The sequence below is a fragment of the Pseudomonas sp. 8Z genome, from assembly GCF_902506535.1.
Taxonomy (GTDB): Bacteria; Pseudomonadota; Gammaproteobacteria; order Pseudomonadales; family Pseudomonadaceae; genus Aquipseudomonas.
In genome coordinates this window covers 714484-731087 of the sequence record NZ_LR733824.1, presented here as the reverse complement: position 1 = coordinate 731087, position 16604 = coordinate 714484, and the positions used below count along the sequence as shown (strand labels likewise).

Sequence of the window (16604 nt, the reverse complement as noted above, 5' to 3'; positions counted from 1 at the left end):
GCCTCAGAAGATGGGTTGCAGGACGATCTGGTCGCTGCGGCTGACCCCGGCGGTGAACGCGCGGCATTGCTCAAGGAATTCGCGCATGGCGGCGGTCTGGTATTTCTGTCGGTGACGGATGAAGTAGAACTGCCTGCGCAGATCCAGCTCCGGGGTTTCCACTGCCACCAGGCTGCCACGGCGGATGGCGTCGCGCAGCGCCAGGCGCGAGATGCAGCCGATGCCCAGGCCAGATTCCACTGCCCGCTTGATCGCCTCGGTGTGTTCCAGCTCCAGGCGGATATTCAGTGAGCGTGGGTGGTGGCGCATGGCCTGGTCAAAGGTCAGGCGCGTGCCGGAGCCTTGCTCGCGGAGGATCCAGGCTTCGTGAGTGAGTTCTTCCAGGCTGGCGCTGCCGCGCTGTGCCAGTGGGTGTTGCGGTGCGCAGAACACCACTAGCTCGTCTTCCACCCAAGGCTCCACTTCAATCTCTGGATGTTGGCAGTCACCTTCGATCAGGCCCAGATCCAGCTCGTAGTGGGCGACCTGTTGCACCACATGGGCGGTGTTGTGCACCTGCAGTTTGACCCTGCACTCGGGATGGTTCTGCATGAAACTACCGATCAGCAGGGTGGCCAGGTAGTTGCCGATCGTCAGCGTGGCGCCGACATTGAGTGAGCCGAAACCGCTCTTGCCTCCCAGTAGGCGCTCGATCTCCTTGGCCTGATCGAGCAGCGCTACGGCTTGAGGCAGCAATTGTCGGCCCAGGGCGTTGAGGGCCAGGCGTTTGCCGGCGCGATCGAATAACTGGCAATCGGACTGGCGCTCCAGTTCGGTGAGCGAGGTGCTGGTGGCCGACTGCGACAATGCGAGCGATTGCGCAGCGCGTGAAACGCTCTCATGCTGCGCCACGGCGACGAATACTTGGAGTTGTCTGAGGGTAAATCGCATATCGATATAACCGATAACCTATATCTTGATAATCCACTTAACAGATATTGTTGCTGCGAATAGAATGCCGCGCAATCGTGCCTTCAGGCGCCGTGTTTCTCGAGGAAATCATCATCATGAGCAATATGAACGTCGAGCGTGTGCTCAGCGTCCACCACTGGAACGACACTCTGTTCAGCTTCAAGTGCACCCGTGATCCGGGCCTGCGCTTCGAGAATGGTCAGTTCGTGATGATTGGCCTGCAGCAGGAAAACGGTCGCCCGCTGATGCGTGCTTACTCCATCGCTAGTCCTAACTGGGAGGAGCACCTGGAGTTCTTCAGCATCAAGGTGCCGGACGGCCCGCTGACCTCGCAGTTGCAGCACCTGAAGGAAGGCGACGAAATCATCATCAGCAAGAAGCCCACCGGCACGCTGGTGCTCGATGACCTTAACCCCGGCAAGCACCTCTATCTGCTCAGCACCGGCACCGGTCTGGCGCCTTTTATGAGTGTGATTCAGGACCCGGAAACCTATGAGCGTTTCGAGAAGGTGATTTTGGTGCACGGCGTGCGCTACGTGAACGAAGTGGCCTACCGTGAGTTCATCACCGAGCACCTGCCGCAGAACGAGTTCTTCGGTGAGGCGCTGCGTGACAAGCTGATCTATTACCCCACCGTCACCCGCGAGCCGTTCGAGAATCAGGGCCGCCTGACCGACTTGATGCGCAGCGGCAAGCTGTTCGCCGACATCGGCCTGCCGCCGATCAACCCGCAGGACGACCGCGCGATGATCTGCGGCAGCCCGAGCATGCTCGACGAGACCAGCGAAGTGCTCGACAGCTTCGGCCTGAAGATCTCCCCGCGTATGCGTGAGCCGGGTGACTACCTGATCGAGCGTGCCTTCGTCGAGAAGTGACGCGTGCTTAGCTAGATCAGCCCCATAAACGACAATGCCCGTATCAAAAGATACGGGCATTGTCGTTTATGGGCATTAACTTCGTAGGCACCGGCCAGTGCCTGGGGTTAGTCGCCGAACGGGCCCGCCTGAGTGAATGCACCGCCTTGCAGATGAGCAGAGGGATCGTCTGCTGCCGGTTTTGGCTGTTGCTCCATTTGTGCGCGGAAGCGCTCGGAGCTGTCTTGTGGGTTGAACCCCAGGTGCGCGGCGTAGCGGTTGTTCCACCATACGTCACGGTTGGCCGACATGCCGTAGACCACGGTGTGGCCAACGTCTTTGCACAGCAGGGCACGCTCCACCAGATGGCCTAGGTCAGCGAAACTCAGCCAGGTCGAGAGCATGCGTACATTGCGCGGCTCTGGAAACGAAGAGCCGATGCGCAGGCTGACGGTCTCGATGCCGTAGCGATGGAAGTAGAAGGTTGCCAGGTCTTCGCCGTACGACTTGGACAGCCCGTAATAGCAGTCGGGGCGACGCGGCGAGTGCGCGTCCACTTCTTCATTCTGTGGGTAAAAGCCGGTGACATGGTTGGAGCTGGCGAATACGACCCGCTTGATGCCTTCCTTGCGCGCAGCTTCGTAGATGTGGAAGGTGCCACGGATGTTGGCTTCGAGAATCTCTTCGAAGGCTCGCTCGGTGGAAATCCCGCCCAGGTGGACGATGGCGTCTACGTCTTTGGCCAGTGCCAGCACTGCGGCTTTATCGGCCAGGTCGCAGGTTACGACTTCTTCGTGCTCTCCGGCCGCCGGGGCCATCGGGCTGATGTCGGAGACGCGGATGATCGAGGCATGTGCTTGCAGTGCTTCGCGCAGAACCTGTCCGAGGCCGCCGGCCGCACCTGTCAGGAGTAAGCGATTGAAAGGCTTGTCGCCGGTGTTCGAGGCGGATGCGGTCATGCTGTGAACCTTTGCTTGTGGGGGAGAGGGATATGAGAGCCGGGCAGCCGATTGGCTGCCCGAAGGGGGTTACATGAAGTTGTACTGAATCCCCAGACGCCAGCGAGCCTGGCGGTCATCGGTCGTTGAGTTGACCCGGATGTCACCGACTTCCATGAAGGGCGTCCATTGTTTGTTGAGCTTGTATTTGACGACCAGATTCTGCTCGTAGTCGCTTCTTTTGTTGTCGTAGCGGATGTAGTCGGTGGCGAAGTGGATGTACTGGTACTCGAAGGCCCAAGGGCCTTTCGGGGTGAAGCCGAGCCAGCCTTCGTAACGTGTGGTGTTCTGGTTGTCTCTTGCGCGATTCCCTACATTTTCATCAATGGTGTCGCGGTCTCGGCGGCGGGCGTCGTGGCGCAGGCGGGTGGCCACATACCAGGTGTCGTTGATCTTGTAGTTGTACTTCAGGCCGAACTTGTAGGTGGTGCTATCGCTGCCGCTGTCCATCTGAAAGGCTGGGGTCAGCGTCGATTGCGGACTGAGTTTGAGGTTGTAGTCGACTGTGAACTCGTGGCCGTTGTTGACCAGGTTGTCATAGGCGACATCCTCGCGGCGATTTCCAGCGGTTCTGTATTTGATCTCGGCCCCGAAGCCCAGGCCGCTGTCCATCCGGTAGCTGAGCTTGATCCGGTCGGAGTGCATGCTGTCGTCTTCGGTGAAGCCGTGGCGGTAGTTGATGTTGGCTGAGTCGGCGTAGGCATGGAAAGACAGGCCGAGTGCAGCTACGGCAACGAGAGTGCGGAGTGTGTTGTTCATACGATCTTCTTTTTTGTTTTTGTTGGGGTAGATGTACTGCTAGGGGTGTGGCGTGTTGGGGGGGGTGGTGCTCCTTCGTTCGAGTTTTTCTAGACGTTATCGTACAAGTTTTCAGTTGTCTACAAATTTGTTCAGTGTTGTCGGATGACGTCTGTGTGATTGCTATGTTCAGGTTTTATAAGGGTTTTGTAAGGCTGTAGAGGGCGTATTGCGAATGTGATGCCTGTTTTTTTTAGGATTTATAAAGTTTAGAAAGGGTTCTTCTCAAAAGTTGTATGATGACGTAGGATGGATTTCAGCGTATGAATCGCTCGCCATAAATTCAATAAGAAGGCTCTGACGTCCATGATCATCACTGCTGTAAACGTCCAGATTTTTTCCTATCCCACCCGTCGTGCCGTAGACAGTGCAGGGCATGCTCATCCGGGTGATGTCACGCAGGCTCAGATGGCTCTGCTACGGATCAAGACCGAGTGCGGCTGTGAAGGCTATGCGCTGGGTGCTCCCGAGCTGATCCGTCCTTATGTGCTCGATGGCTTCGTGCGCAAGGTGCTGGTGGGGGCTAATGCCTTCAATCGCGAAAAGATCTGGCACGACCTGGCACATTGGCAGCGTGGCAGTGCCAGTCAACTGACCGATCGCGCCCTGGCGCTGGTTGAGCAGGCGCTCTGGGACTGGGCTGGGCGCAAGTTGAATGTGCCTGTGTACAAGCTGATTGGCGGTTACCGGGACAAGGTGCCGGCCTATGGCTCGACCATGTGCGGTGATGAGCTGCCAGGCGGTTTGTCCACCCCGGAAGAATATGGTCGCTTCGCCGAAACGCTGGTCAAACGCGGCTACAAAGCCATCAAGTTGCACACCTGGATGCCGCCGGTGTCCTTCGCTCCCAGCGTGAGCATGGATATCAAAGCCTGCGCTGCCGTGCGTGAAGCTGTTGGCCCGGATATCGCGCTGATGATCGACGGCTATCACTGGTACAGCCGTACCGATGCCCTGACCATCGGTCGTGCTCTGGAGAAATTGAATTTCGCGTGGTTCGAAGAGCCGATGATGGAAGATTCGGCTGAGTCCTATGCCTGGCTGGCAGGGCAACTGGATATTCCAGTGCTAGGCCCGGAAAGCCTGGGTGGCAAGCACTTGAGCCGTGCTAGCTGGGTGAAAAATGATGTCTGCGATATCTTGCGCGCCGGCGTGGCTGGCGTTGGCGGTATTGCGCCTTGCCTGAAGGTGGCGCACATGGCTGAGTCGTTCGGCATGGACTGCGAGATTCACGGCAATGGTGCCGCTAACCTGGCCGTGGTCGGTGCAATCAAGAACTGCACCTGGTACGAGCGCGGTCTGTTGCACCCGTTCCTGAATTACGACGAAGTGCCGGCTTACCTCAAGCGCCTGGTTGACCCCATGGATGAAGATGGCTTCGTTCATCTCTCGGATCTGCCGGGGCTGGGTGAAGACATCGACTTCGATTACGTGGAAACCAACACGCTGCAACGCTTCTGATTCGTGTGTGGTGGCGCGCCAGATGGCGCGCCGCTTGAGAGTCCAATAAATATAAAAAGGCTATCTCGCATGAGTGTTCTTCCCAAGATTTGGGCGGGGGTTTTTGCTGCTTCTCTGGCAATGACCTCGGTGCCTGCAGCATTCGCCAAAACGCCAGCCGACCAACTGATCGTCGGCATGAGCATGATCAACTTGCTGTCGCTTGACCCGGCGGCGGCTACCGGGCTGGATGTCTCGGAGGTCAATGCCAACCTCTATGACATGCTATTGGTGCAGGACACCAAACAGCCGAACATCCTGGTGCCTGCGCTGGCTGAAAGCTGGCAGATCAGCGATGACCGCAAAACCCTGACGTTCAAACTGCGCAAGGGCGTCAACTTCCAGTCCGGCAACCCGTTGAGCGCCGCTGACGTTGCTTGGTCGTTGCAGCGTGTACTCAAACTCAATCTGGCCTTGTCGACGACGTGGAAAGCCTATGGTTTCACGGCGGATAACGTCGAGCAGTACATGCGCGCCGTGGACGACTACACCTTCGTTGTCGAGCTGCCTCGTCCGAGCGACCCGATGCTGGTGCTCAATACTCTGGCGACTTCGCCCAGTGCCTTCATTCTCGACCGCAAGGTGGTCATGCAGCACCAGAAGGGCGATGACATGGGCGGCGCCTGGCTGACCACCCATGCGGCCGGTAGCGGGCCATTCATTCTGAAGGACTGGCGTGCCAACGATGTGATCCTGATGAACCGCTTCGATGGTTATTGGGATGGTCCGGCCAAGCTCAAGCGTATCGTCATGCGTAACATGACCGAGTCGCAGTCACTGCGTCTGATGGTCGAGCGGGGCGATTTGGATATCGCCAAAGGTATGGCTGCGCCGGATATCGAGGCGCTGGAGAGCTCCGATCAGGTCAGCACGCAGAGCGTACAGCGTGGCACGCTGTATTACGTGGCCATGAGCCTCAAGTCCAAGCCTTTTGAAGATGTTCGTGTACGCAAAGCCGTGCGTTCATTGATCGACTATCAGGGCATCAATCAGAGCGTCATGCCGCACTACGGTTTGTTGAACCAGCGCCCGCTGCCGTTGGGGCTGCCCGCGCGGCTGGACGATCCGGGCTATAAGCTCGATGTCGCCGAAGCCAAGCGGCTGCTCGCCGAGGCCGGTTATCCCAATGGCTTCAAGACCACCATTCGCGTGCTGGTCGAGCCGCCGTTCATCAATATCGCGTCCAGCCTGCAGGCCACTCTGGCTCAGGCGGGTATCCAGGCGTCACTGGTGACGGGAACGGGTAACCAGATTTACGGTGCGATGCGCGAGCGTAGTTTCGACATTATCGTCGGGCGTGGCGGTGGTGGTGCCGAGCGGCATCCGCATTCGAGTCTGCGTACGCTGGTGTACAACCCGGACAACCGTGACGAGGCCAAGTTGAGCAACTTCCAGGGATGGCGCACATCGTTCTACAGCCCTGAGCTGAACAGCCTGATCGAGAAGGCCGAGGTTGAGCCGGATGCGCAGCAGCAACTGGCTCAGTACCAGCAGATCCAGCAAATGCTGGACGAGCAGGTGGGTGCGATCATTCCGATTTCGCAGATGACCGACACTGTGGTGCTGTACCACGACGTTCAGAACTACCAAGGCCACACCGCGGCCACCACCCGATACAAAGACGTCTACAAGTCGCGTTGAGGAGCGCTTGCGCTCCCTCGCTTCGGTGATTGGTAACGCTTTTTCAGGAGCCTGTTATGTTGTTTTCGACTGCCTCTGTGCTCGGCGCACGCGCCTCGGCACTGTCTCGTCGGGCCGGCACCGTGCTGGCGACCTTGCTGGGTCTGTTGGCGCTGACCTTCTTTATTGGTCGGGTCATGCCGCTGGATCCCGTACTCGCGGTGGTCGGGCCGGATGCCGATAGTTCCACTTACGATCAGGTCTACCAGGCCATGGGCCTGGATAAACCGATCTGGACGCAGTTCGGCTTGTATCTGGGCGACCTGCTGCGGGGCGACTTCGGTAATGCCCTGCTCACCGGGCACCCTGTGCTCGATGACATCAAGCGGGTGTTTCCGGCCACTATCGAGCTGGCAACGCTGGCCATTGTGTTCGGTGTGCTGATCGGTTTACCGCTGGGGGTTGTGGCGGCCAGCAATCACGGTCGCCTGGGCGATCACGTGGCGCGGGTGCTGACGTTGTTCGGCTATTCCACACCAATCTTCTGGGTCGGCATGATGGGGCTTCTGGTGTTCTACGCCTGGCTCGGTTGGGCAGGTGGGGCGGGGCGCATCGGTCTGGCTTATGACGGCATGGTCGATGAAGTCACTGGCTTGCTGCTGATCGACACCGCCCTGGCGCGTGACTGGGATGCCTTCTTCAGTGCGCTGCAGCATATCGTCCTGCCTGCGCTGATCCTGGGGCTCAACTCGGTCGCCTATATCAGCCGTATGACGCGCAGTTTCATGCTCGAGCAGCTCTCTCAGGAGTACATCATCACCGCTCGGGTCAAGGGCCTGTCACGCCGCCAGGTCATCTGGGGGCATGCCTTCCGCAATATTCTCGTGCAACTACTGACCGTCGTGGCTCTGGCCTATGGCTCGCTGCTTGAAGGCGCCGTGCTGATCGAGACCGTGTTCGCCTGGCCCGGCTTCGGTCAATACCTGACCAGCAGCCTGATGCTGGGTGACATGAATGCGGTGATGGGCTGTGTGCTGATCATCGGCCTGATTTTCGTGGCGCTGAACCTGATCAGTGACGCGCTGTACAAGGTGTTCGATCCGAGAACCCGCTAGCTCGCTGGGCTGGCATTCAAACCAAGTCGATAACTATAAAAAGAAGGTAAGCATATGAAAAAAACATTTCCGCTCCTGCGTCTGAGCCTGCTGGGTACGCTGCTGGCGTTTGGCCCGATGGCCGCCGTACAGGCCAAGACGCCAGCCGATCAACTGATCGTCGGCATGAGCATGGTCAACCTGTTCTCCATCGATCCGGCCAACGCGCCAGGTCTGGATGCCTCGGGGATCAATGCCAACCTGTACGACACGCTGCTCAAGCGTGACGGTGGCAGCCCGGAGAAGCACCTGCCGCAACTGGCCGAGCGCTGGGAAGTCAGCGAAGACGGCAAGCAGATCACCTTCCACCTGCGCACTGATGTCAAGTTCCACTCTGGCAATGCGCTGACTGCAGAAGACGTAGCCTGGTCGCTGTATCGGGTGATGAAGCTCAACTTCGGTTTGGCCACCACCTGGAAAGCCTACGGCTACAGCACCGAAAACATTCAATCGCTGATTCGTGCCACTGATGCACACACGCTGGTCATCGACCTGCCGCAACCGGTCAACCCTTTGCTGGTCATCGACTCGCTGGCCACTTCGCCCAGCGCGGTAGTGGTGGATCGTCAACTGGTGCTCAAGCATGAGAAGGACGGCGATCTGGGCGCCGCCTGGCTGGTCACCAACGAAGCGGGCAGTGGCCCGTTCACCCTGACCAAGTGGAGCGCTAACGACGCATTGGTGATGACGCGCTTCGATGGCTACTGGGCTGGCCCGGCAAAAATGAAGCGGATCCTGATTCGCCACATGACCGAGTCGCAGTCGCTGCGCCTGATGCTTGAGCGTGGCGATCTGGACTTGGCTTATGGCATGGCCGCACCGGATATCAAGGCGATCGAAAGCTCTGACAAGTTGCAGGTTCAGGCATTGCAGCGTGGCACCATCTATTACGTGGCCATGAGCATGAAACAGCCGGAGTTCGCCAAGCAGAAAGTACGCGAGGCGGTGCGCAACCTGATCGACTATCAGGGGCTCGATAAGCAGGTGATGCCGCACTACGGCAAGCTCAATCAGCGTCCGATGCCGCTGGGGCTTGAGGCGCGTCTGCCCGATCCGGGCTACAAGATGGATGTTCCCAAAGCCAAGGCGCTGCTCGCCGAAGCCGGTTATCCAGAGGGCTTCAGCACCACCATCCGCACGCTGTCTGAGCCGCCGTTCATCGATATCGCGGCGCGCATGCAGTCGACTCTGGCGCAAGCCGGTATCAAGGCCAGCATCGTCACTGGCACGGGTAACCAGGTGTACGGCGCAATGCGCGCACGTAATTTCGAGATGATCGTGGCCCGTGGTGCCGAGCGTTATCCGCACCCGTACTTCAGCCTACGCACCTTTGCCTATAACCCGAATAACAGCGATGACGCCGGCTTGCCGAACTTCCAGGGTTGGCGCGCTTCGTTCTTCAGTGAGCAGCTCAACGAGCTGATCGATCAGGCGGGTGTCGAGCGTGATGCCGACAAGCGCATGGCCATGTACCACAAGGCTCAGGATCTGTACGAGGAACAAGCAGGGCCGATCATGATGATTTCGCAAATGGTCGACACCGCTGTCAGTGCTGCGGACGTCAAGGGTTTCACCGGCGATGACGCCGAAGCGACCCGTTACCTGGGCGTTTACAAGCAACGTTGAGCACCAGCCAGGGCGCTTCCCGGCGCCCTGGCTGGCCATGACTTCAGATTGAGAACATGCCGATGATTGCCAACATGTCTTCTAGTCAATCCACTGCTAAGCAACGGCCTGATGCAGTGCCGTCGTCCAGTCTCGGCGCGCTGTACAAGAGCAGCCTGCGTGTACTGAGGCATCTGATCTATAACCCCATGACCCTGGTGGGCTCGCTGGTGGCATTGTTGCTGGTGGTGGTGGCCTGTTTCGCACCCTGGATCGCCACGCACGATCCGCTGTTGCAGAACCTCGCCAATGCCCTGCAGGCACCCAGTGCTGCGCATTGGTTCGGTACCGATGAGTACGGTCGCGACATTTTCAGTCGGCTGGTCTACGGCGCCCGTGTGACGCTGTACATCATCGCGCTGGTGACCATTATCGTCGGTCCTATCGGGCTGTTCATTGGCACCGTATCAGGCTACTTCGGTGGCATCGTCGATACCCTGTTCATGCGTATCACCGACATCTTCATCTCCTTCCCAAGCCTGGTGCTGGCGCTGGCCTTCATCGCGGCACTGGGCCCAGGCCTGGAGCAGGCGGTGATCGCCATTGCGCTCACGTCTTGGCCGCCGATCGCGCGTCTGGCTCGGGCTGAAACCCTGTCGCTGCGCAAGGCCGATTTCGTCGTTGCGGTCGAGCTGCAGGGCGCCTCCTCGACGCGCATCATCCTGCGTCACATCGTGCCGATGTGCATGCCATCGGTGATCGTACGGCTGACCATGAACATGGCCGGCATCATCCTCACCGCTGCCGCGTTGGGCTTCCTCGGTCTGGGGGCGCAGGCACCGCTGCCGGAGTGGGGGGCGATGATTTCCACTGGCCGACGCTACATGCTTGAGTGCTGGTGGCTGGTCGCTGTACCAGGGGCCGCCATCATGTTGGTGAGTTTGGCGTTCAACCTGCTGGGCGATGGCCTGCGGGACATTCTCGATCCGCGTAGCGAATAACAGGAGGCTGTATGTCGACACCCAAACTCAATGTCGATTCGCTCAATGTGCGTTTCGTCAATGGCAAGAAAGTCATGCACGCGGTGCGCGATGTGTCGTTCACCCTGGGCCGGGAAAAGCTGGCTATCGTGGGGGAGTCCGGCTCGGGTAAATCCACCGTAGGGCGCAGCTTGCTCAAGCTGCATCCGAGCAGCACGCAGATCACCGCCAAGGCGCTGCAATTTGGCGACATCGATCTGCTCAGCGCCAGTGAAAAGGCCATGCAGAAGATTCGTGGTCAGCGCATCTCGATGATCATGCAAGACCCCAAATATTCGCTTAATCCGGTGGTCAAGGTCGGCGATCAGATTGCCGAGGCCTACCTGGCACACTTCAAGGCCAGCCGCAGTGAGGCGCGCGAGCGTGCCCTGCTGATGCTGGAGAAGGTGCATATCCGCGATCCCAAGCGCGTCTATGAGCTGTACCCGCATGAGGTCAGCGGTGGCATGGGCCAGCGCATCATGATCGCCATGATGGTCATTACCAACCCGGAGGTGATCATCGCCGACGAGCCCACCTCGGCGCTCGACGTGTCGGTGCGCCAGCAGGTGCTCAATGTGCTCGAAGAGCTGGTGGTCGAGCAGCAGATGGGGCTGATCTTCGTCAGTCACGACCTCAATCTGGTGCGCAATTACTGCGACCGGGTGCTGGTGATGTACGCCGGTCGAGTGGTCGAGTCGCTGGCTGCCTGCGATCTGCAATACGCCGAGCATCCCTATACCCGTGGCCTGTTGTCTGCCTTGCCGAGCATGGACAACCGCCGTGCGCGCTTGCCGGTTCTGCAACGCGATCCACTCTGGCTCACCTGCTGAGGTAACTGACCATGTCCATGATCCAAGCCCGCGCGCTGAACCTCAGCTTCGGTTTCGGCAGTTCGCTCAACCAGGTTCTGCACGATGTCGAGTTGAGCGTCGAAGACGGCGAATCCTTCGGCCTGGTCGGTGAGTCCGGCTCTGGCAAAACCACTGTTTTGCGCTGCCTGGCCGGGCAATACCGGCATTGGAGCGGCGAGCTGAGCATCGCCGGGGTGCCGTTGCAGCACAAGATTCCCAAGGAGCACTTTCGCAAGGTGCAGATGGTCTTTCAGGACCCCTACGGTTCGCTGCATCCGCGCCACACCATCGATGCGGCCCTGCGTGAGCCGCTGACCATCCATGGTATGGGTGATCGTGATGATCGCATCAATGACATCCTGCTCAAGGTCGGCCTCAACGACAGCTTCCGCTATCGCTACCCGCACCAGCTTTCTGGTGGGCAACGGCAGCGTGTGGCGATTGCCCGCGCGCTGATTCTGGAGCCGCGCGTCTTGCTGCTCGATGAACCGACTTCGGCGCTGGACGTGTCGGTACAGGCGGAGATTCTCAACCTGCTGTCGGATCTGCGTCAGCGCGAGAAGCTCACCTATCTGATGGTCACTCACGATCTTGGGGTGGTCAGCCATCTGTGCGACAAGGTTGCGGTGATGCAGCACGGGCGCATCGTCGAGCGCCTTGATAGCCAGGGCCTGAGCCAGGATCTGGCCACTCATGAGTACACCCGTATGCTGGTGCAAGCCAGCCGTGACTTCAGTGCCGAGTCCCCGCGCGCCGTGGGCTAAGCACTGCAGTAACTGTCAAACAGCCTCATCGGCAGGGTTAACCGATACCCACGACGCTGGGTATCGGTAGCGGTTTTACCGCGTGCCGGATTTCACGCAACAGGATGGCGTAATGAAGCTCAATCATCGGCTTATGCTCATGGTGTTTTGTAGCGTACTCGGCCTAATACTGGTCGCCGGGTTCGGTTTGAGTGCCCTGCGCTCGAACATGCTGGAAAACAAGCGTGGCGAGATTTTCACCGTGCTCAATCTAGCGATTCAGCAGGTGGCTTATTTTCAGGAGCAAGAGAAGCGCGGCCTGCTCACGCGCGAGGCGGCGCAAGCGCGAGCGGTCGAAGCGTTGTCGAGTTTACGTGACGGCAAGAAGACCTATGTATGGGCGCGGACGGTGGGCGCTTTGAGCCTCGTGCATCCCAATGCCGAGGTGATTGGCAAGGTCGATTTCGGCTCGACCCAGCCGGACGGGCGGAGCAAGTGGCAGACCTATCTCGATGGCCTGCAAGGCAAGCCTTATGCCTTCTTCGACGATATGTCCCGTTACCCCGGCGTGGATAAACCTGTGCCCAAGATCAACGGCATCATGCGCGTCGAGGGTTGGGACTGGTTGGTGGGGTTCGGCATTTTCGTTGATGACATCGATACCGCATTCTGGCGCCTTGCCTGGCAACTCGTTTGTGTCGGTTTGCTCGCGTTATTGCTGAGCGTGACGGTGGCTTGGGGCATGTCGCGCGGTATCTACCGCAGCCTGGGCGGTGAGCCCATGTATGCCGCTGAAGTGGCGCGGGCTATCGCCGCAGGTGATCTCAGTCACCCCGTGCAAGGACGCTTCGGGGCGGACAGCCTGTTGGCTGCGGTGACCACCATGCAAAGCAACTTGCGCGACATGATCGTCAGCATGCAGGACGGCGCGCAAATGCTGGGCCAGGCGGCCCGAGGCCTGACCGGGCAAATGCAGCAGATCGACCAGGCCTCTTTGCAAACCTCGGAGGCGACGGCGGCAACGGCGGTGGCTATCGAGCAGATGTCCGACACCATCGAGCATATCTCCAGCAGTGCCCGAGAAACCGAAAGCAATTCGGCGCGTTCTGCGCAGTTGGCGCTCGAAGGTGAAGAGCGCGTGGTGCAGGCGGCAGCGGCAATCGCCGAGGTGTCCACACAGGTCGAGAACGCTTCGCAGCGCATTGCCGGTTTGGTCAAGCGCACCCAGGAAATCGACGGCATCACGGGTGTGATCAGCAACATTGCCAGTCAGACCAACCTGCTGGCGCTGAATGCGGCCATCGAAGCCGCGCGGGCAGGGGAGCAGGGGCGTGGTTTCGCCGTGGTTGCCGATGAGGTGCGCAACCTCGCGCAGCGTACGGCGCTGGCCACGCAGGACATCACGCGGATGATCGGCTCGATCCAGGTCGACACCGGCTCTGTGGTCGAAGGCATGACTGCGGTTACCCCGCAAGTGGCCAGTGGCTTGGCGCTGGCCGAGCAGGCTGCCGAGGCTCTGCGTGAGATCAACAGTGGCGTGTCACTGACACTGGTGCAGGTGCAGGGGGTGGCTAGCTCCACCGCCGAGCAAAGCCAGGCCAGTGCCAGCGTTGCGCAGAACATCGACAACATCGCCATACGTGTCGAGGAGTCTGCCACCTCGGTGCGTGAGGCTCGCGGCAATCTGCATTCGCTGGAAAACCTGGCTGACCAATTACGCGAATCCGTTGCGCGTTTTCGTTTGTAACCGGCCCGCTATCAAGCAGAAGGAGTGCCCCACTTCACCAGCCCAATAACAGCCCATCGTCTTTACGAAGCAACTGACCTGTTGGCGCAAGCCGACATGGCAAACCCTCGGTGTGATGATTCAAACAATAAAAAAGGAAAGCGAAATGCCCTCTGAACACTCTGCAACTCTGCCCCGTCATCTGCTGGCTCGTGCCGCGCTCACGTCTCTGATGCTGGGCTTCAGTATCCCGTCATGGGCGCTGCAGGCGCCGTCCAAGGTACAGGTTCCGACGCTGGCCTACGATGATCAGCAGATCATCCTGGTTTGGGAAAAGCCGACTGACCACGCCGACATCGTCGATTATCACGTCTATGCCAATGGCAAGCTGCTGGGCGGTAGCAATGCCAACAACGATCAGGTATCGCCAGCCAAGCCGTATATCGATCATTTCTACGAGCAGGACACGCGCAACTTCCATCACCGTATCGCCATTCACAGCTTTACCGCTGAAGGGCTGACGCCGGACACCGAATATCGCTTTACCGTGCGTTCGGTCGGTCGCGATGGCAAGGAGTCGGCCGATAGCCCGGTGATCGTGCAACGTACCACCGCCGTGCCTGCCTTGTTCGATGTGAAGCGCTATGGTGCCAAGGGTGATGGCAAGACGCTCGATACCGCAGCGATTCAGGCCGCCATCGATGCCTGTACGGTCGGCTGCAAGGTGTTGCTGCCGGCGGGTACCTACAAGAGTGGTTCGCTCTATCTCAAGAGCAACATGACGCTGGAAATCGCCGAGGGCGCGACTCTGCTCGGTTCCGAGCGTCCGGAAGATTACCCGCGCGCCGGTTATATCCAATACCCCTATTCGACCACCGTGCGTCCGGCCTCGCTGATCAACGCCTTGCCGCGCGACCCGCGTAGTCATCAGGAGTTCGAGAACATCCGCATCGTCGGTAAGGGCACCATTGATGGCAACGGCTGGAAGCGTAAGGAGGACGTAATCGATGAGCGTGGCCAGCCTCTGCCGTTCTATCTGCCTAGCGACAATACCCGCTACATGCAAGATGGTGTGCTGGCCAAGGCGCAGGTCGAGCGCGCGGTGGCCGAGGGGATGAATGTCAAGGATGCCTATGGGCAAATGCGTTCATCGCTGATCACCTTCCGTGATGTGAAGAACGTCTTCTATGGCGGCTTCACCGTGGTCAATCCGGCCTATCACGGCATTATGAACCTGGAAACCCAGAACGTGGTGCTGGCCAACACCACGCACAAGACCTATGACGCCAACAATGGTGACGGCATCGAGTTCGCCAACAGCCAGGGTGCGATGGTCTTCAACAACTTCTTCGATACCGGCGATGACTGCGTCAACTTCGCTGCCGGCACAGGGGCTGATGCGGTCAAGCAGAAGACTCAGGATGGCGCCTGGATCTTCAACAACTTCTTCCGCAAGGGCCACGGTATGGTGGTGGCGGGCAGCCATACCGGTGCCTGGATTCAAAACATTCTGGCTGAAGACAATGTTTCCGACGGCACCGATGCTGGTCTGCGCATGAAGAGCACCAACTTCATGGGGGGCGGCGCGCGCAATGTCACCTTCCGTGACTCGGCTATCCGCAACACGGTCAAGCAGGGCTTCATCTTCACCCTCGATTACAACGACCCGAATGCCATCCTCGATTACAAGCGCTCGACCATCCCAGGGCAATTCCGCGATATCAACGTCAGTGACGTAAGCGTGGAGAACGCACAGATGGCGGCAATCGAGGTCAAAGGTGACAGCCAGCACGATGCCTGGCACCAAGGGTTGGTGTTCGAGCGTGTTCGTTTCAGCGGCCAGGCCAAAGCCAAGATCGATGGGCTGAGGGATTCGCGTTTCGTCGATGTGAGCTTTAGCGACATGGCGGATGCCAACCCGTGGCAGGTCAGCAACAGCCAGGGGCTGAGCTTCGAGGGTGTGAATCCTGCCCCCTGATCACGGGCGATAAAGGGCAGGCGTTCTCGCGTTATTCGCTGTAGAACGCCTGAACCTCCTGAGCTTCACGCAGACGTCTGCGGCTGTTGCTCAGGTGCAGGAACATTGCGGTACGCGCGGCATCGACCTGGCGGCTGATGATAGCGTCGAAGATTTGCTGGTGTTCGGCGTTGATGCCTGCCAGGTAGCTGCTGCGGTTGCTTTGCCCGTTGTACGCGGAGTTCATCCGGGTGCGCGGGATCATTTTGGTGCCGAGGTTTTTCATCATGTCGATCAAGTAGCGATTGCCAGATGCCTTGGCGATCTTCAAGTGAAACTGAAAGTCGGCATTGGTAGTGCTGCCGGGTTTTTCCGGGCCCTCCAGCAGGGCTTGTAGGGCCTGCTCCAGCTCTTCCAGTGCTTGTGGTGTGGCGTTTTGTGCGGCCATGCCAGCGGCTTGTACTTCGATGCTGAGACGAAACTCCAGCAAGTCCAGTACATCGGACAGTAACACGATGGTTGCAGGCCCCAGGTTGAAGCCTTCTGGTGCCGGCATGTCGAGCACGTAAGTGCCGACGCCATGGTGGGTTTCGACCAGGCCAGCAGCTTGCATGCGTGATATGGCATCACGCACGACCGAGCGGCTGACATTTTCACTGGCCATGATCTGGGCTTCGGTGGGGAGCTTGTCGCCACGCTTGAGTTCGCCCGTACGCATACGCTGGGCAAAGCTTTCAACCAGGGTTTCGGCAAGGCGGCGAGGCTGGATTCTGGCACTAGAGGGCGAAGACGGCATTGTCGGGCTCTGTATTAAAGATGCTGAAG

General features: G+C 59.1%; 14 protein-coding genes and 1 pseudogene. 11 read left to right on the top strand and 4 right to left on the bottom strand.

Annotated elements, in window-relative coordinates; translation table 11 throughout:
* Positions 1-3: 3 nt before the first annotated feature.
* Positions 4-930, bottom strand: coding sequence for a LysR family transcriptional regulator (locus AERO9A_RS03325; RefSeq protein WP_159970480.1), 927 nt, complete (start codon positions 928-930; stop codon positions 4-6).
* A gap of 116 nt (positions 931-1046) precedes the next feature.
* Here AERO9A_RS03325 and fpr point away from each other — a divergent pair, with 116 nt between their 5' ends.
* Positions 1047-1826: a ferredoxin-NADP reductase gene (gene fpr / locus AERO9A_RS03320; RefSeq protein WP_159970479.1), complete on the top strand. Its 780-nt coding sequence runs from the start codon at positions 1047-1049 to the stop codon at positions 1824-1826.
* A 107-nt stretch (positions 1827-1933) separates the two neighbouring features.
* On the opposite strand, the gene AERO9A_RS03315 is transcribed toward fpr, so the two are convergent.
* Together AERO9A_RS03315 and AERO9A_RS03310 are read right to left on the bottom strand one after the other, a co-directional pair.
* The gene (locus tag AERO9A_RS03315; RefSeq protein ID WP_159970478.1) at positions 1934-2764 is read right to left on the bottom strand and encodes an NAD(P)-dependent oxidoreductase; all 831 of its coding nucleotides are present in this window, start codon (positions 2762-2764) and stop codon (positions 1934-1936) included.
* Between the two features lie 69 nt (positions 2765-2833).
* Positions 2834-3562, bottom strand: a complete 729-nt coding sequence (locus AERO9A_RS03310; protein ID WP_159970477.1) for an oligogalacturonate-specific porin KdgM family protein — start codon at positions 3560-3562, stop codon at positions 2834-2836.
* Between the two features lie 345 nt (positions 3563-3907).
* Here AERO9A_RS03310 and AERO9A_RS03305 point away from each other — a divergent pair, with 345 nt between their 5' ends.
* The 10 genes and pseudogenes from AERO9A_RS03305 (at position 3908) to AERO9A_RS03265 (ending at position 15800) form a co-directional block, all read left to right on the top strand.
* Positions 3908-5062 carry a mandelate racemase family protein gene (locus AERO9A_RS03305; RefSeq protein WP_159970476.1) on the top strand — a complete coding sequence of 385 codons (1155 nt, stop codon included), beginning with the start codon at positions 3908-3910 and terminating at the stop codon, positions 5060-5062.
* 69 nt (positions 5063-5131) lie between these two features.
* Positions 5132-6742: an ABC transporter substrate-binding protein gene (locus AERO9A_RS03300; protein ID WP_159970475.1), complete on the top strand. Its 1611-nt coding sequence runs from the start codon at positions 5132-5134 to the stop codon at positions 6740-6742.
* A gap of 56 nt (positions 6743-6798) precedes the next feature.
* The gene (locus AERO9A_RS03295; protein ID WP_159970474.1) at positions 6799-7836 is read left to right on the top strand and encodes an ABC transporter permease; all 1038 of its coding nucleotides are present in this window, start codon (positions 6799-6801) and stop codon (positions 7834-7836) included.
* Between the two features lie 54 nt (positions 7837-7890).
* Entirely contained in the window at positions 7891-9501 is a 1611-nt protein-coding gene (locus AERO9A_RS03290; RefSeq protein ID WP_159970473.1) for an ABC transporter substrate-binding protein, read from the top strand.
* A gap of 62 nt (positions 9502-9563) precedes the next feature.
* Positions 9564-10481 carry an ABC transporter permease gene (locus tag AERO9A_RS03285; protein ID WP_159970693.1) on the top strand — a complete coding sequence of 306 codons (918 nt, stop codon included), beginning with the start codon at positions 9564-9566 and terminating at the stop codon, positions 10479-10481.
* Positions 10482-10492: 11 nt separating this feature from the next.
* On the top strand, positions 10493-11332 hold the full coding sequence (locus tag AERO9A_RS03280) for an ABC transporter ATP-binding protein (RefSeq protein ID WP_159970472.1): 840 nt from the start codon (positions 10493-10495) through the stop codon (positions 11330-11332).
* Positions 11333-11343: 11 nt separating this feature from the next.
* Positions 11344-12117, top strand: a complete 774-nt coding sequence (locus tag AERO9A_RS03275; protein ID WP_159970471.1) for an ABC transporter ATP-binding protein — start codon at positions 11344-11346, stop codon at positions 12115-12117.
* A 112-nt stretch (positions 12118-12229) separates the two neighbouring features.
* Positions 12230-12772 (top strand): annotated as a pseudogene (locus tag AERO9A_RS22675) (cache domain-containing protein); the annotation flags it as partial.
* A 66-nt stretch (positions 12773-12838) separates the two neighbouring features.
* Positions 12839-13843, top strand: coding sequence for a methyl-accepting chemotaxis protein (locus AERO9A_RS22670; RefSeq protein ID WP_372239633.1), 1005 nt, complete (start codon positions 12839-12841; stop codon positions 13841-13843).
* 145 nt (positions 13844-13988) lie between these two features.
* Entirely contained in the window at positions 13989-15800 is a 1812-nt protein-coding gene (locus tag AERO9A_RS03265) for a glycosyl hydrolase family 28 protein (protein WP_159970470.1), read from the top strand.
* Between the two features lie 31 nt (positions 15801-15831).
* On the opposite strand, the gene AERO9A_RS03260 is transcribed toward AERO9A_RS03265, so the two are convergent.
* Positions 15832-16575 carry a FadR/GntR family transcriptional regulator gene (locus AERO9A_RS03260; RefSeq protein ID WP_159970469.1) on the bottom strand — a complete coding sequence of 248 codons (744 nt, stop codon included), beginning with the start codon at positions 16573-16575 and terminating at the stop codon, positions 15832-15834.
* Between the last annotated feature and the right edge of the window lie 29 nt (positions 16576-16604).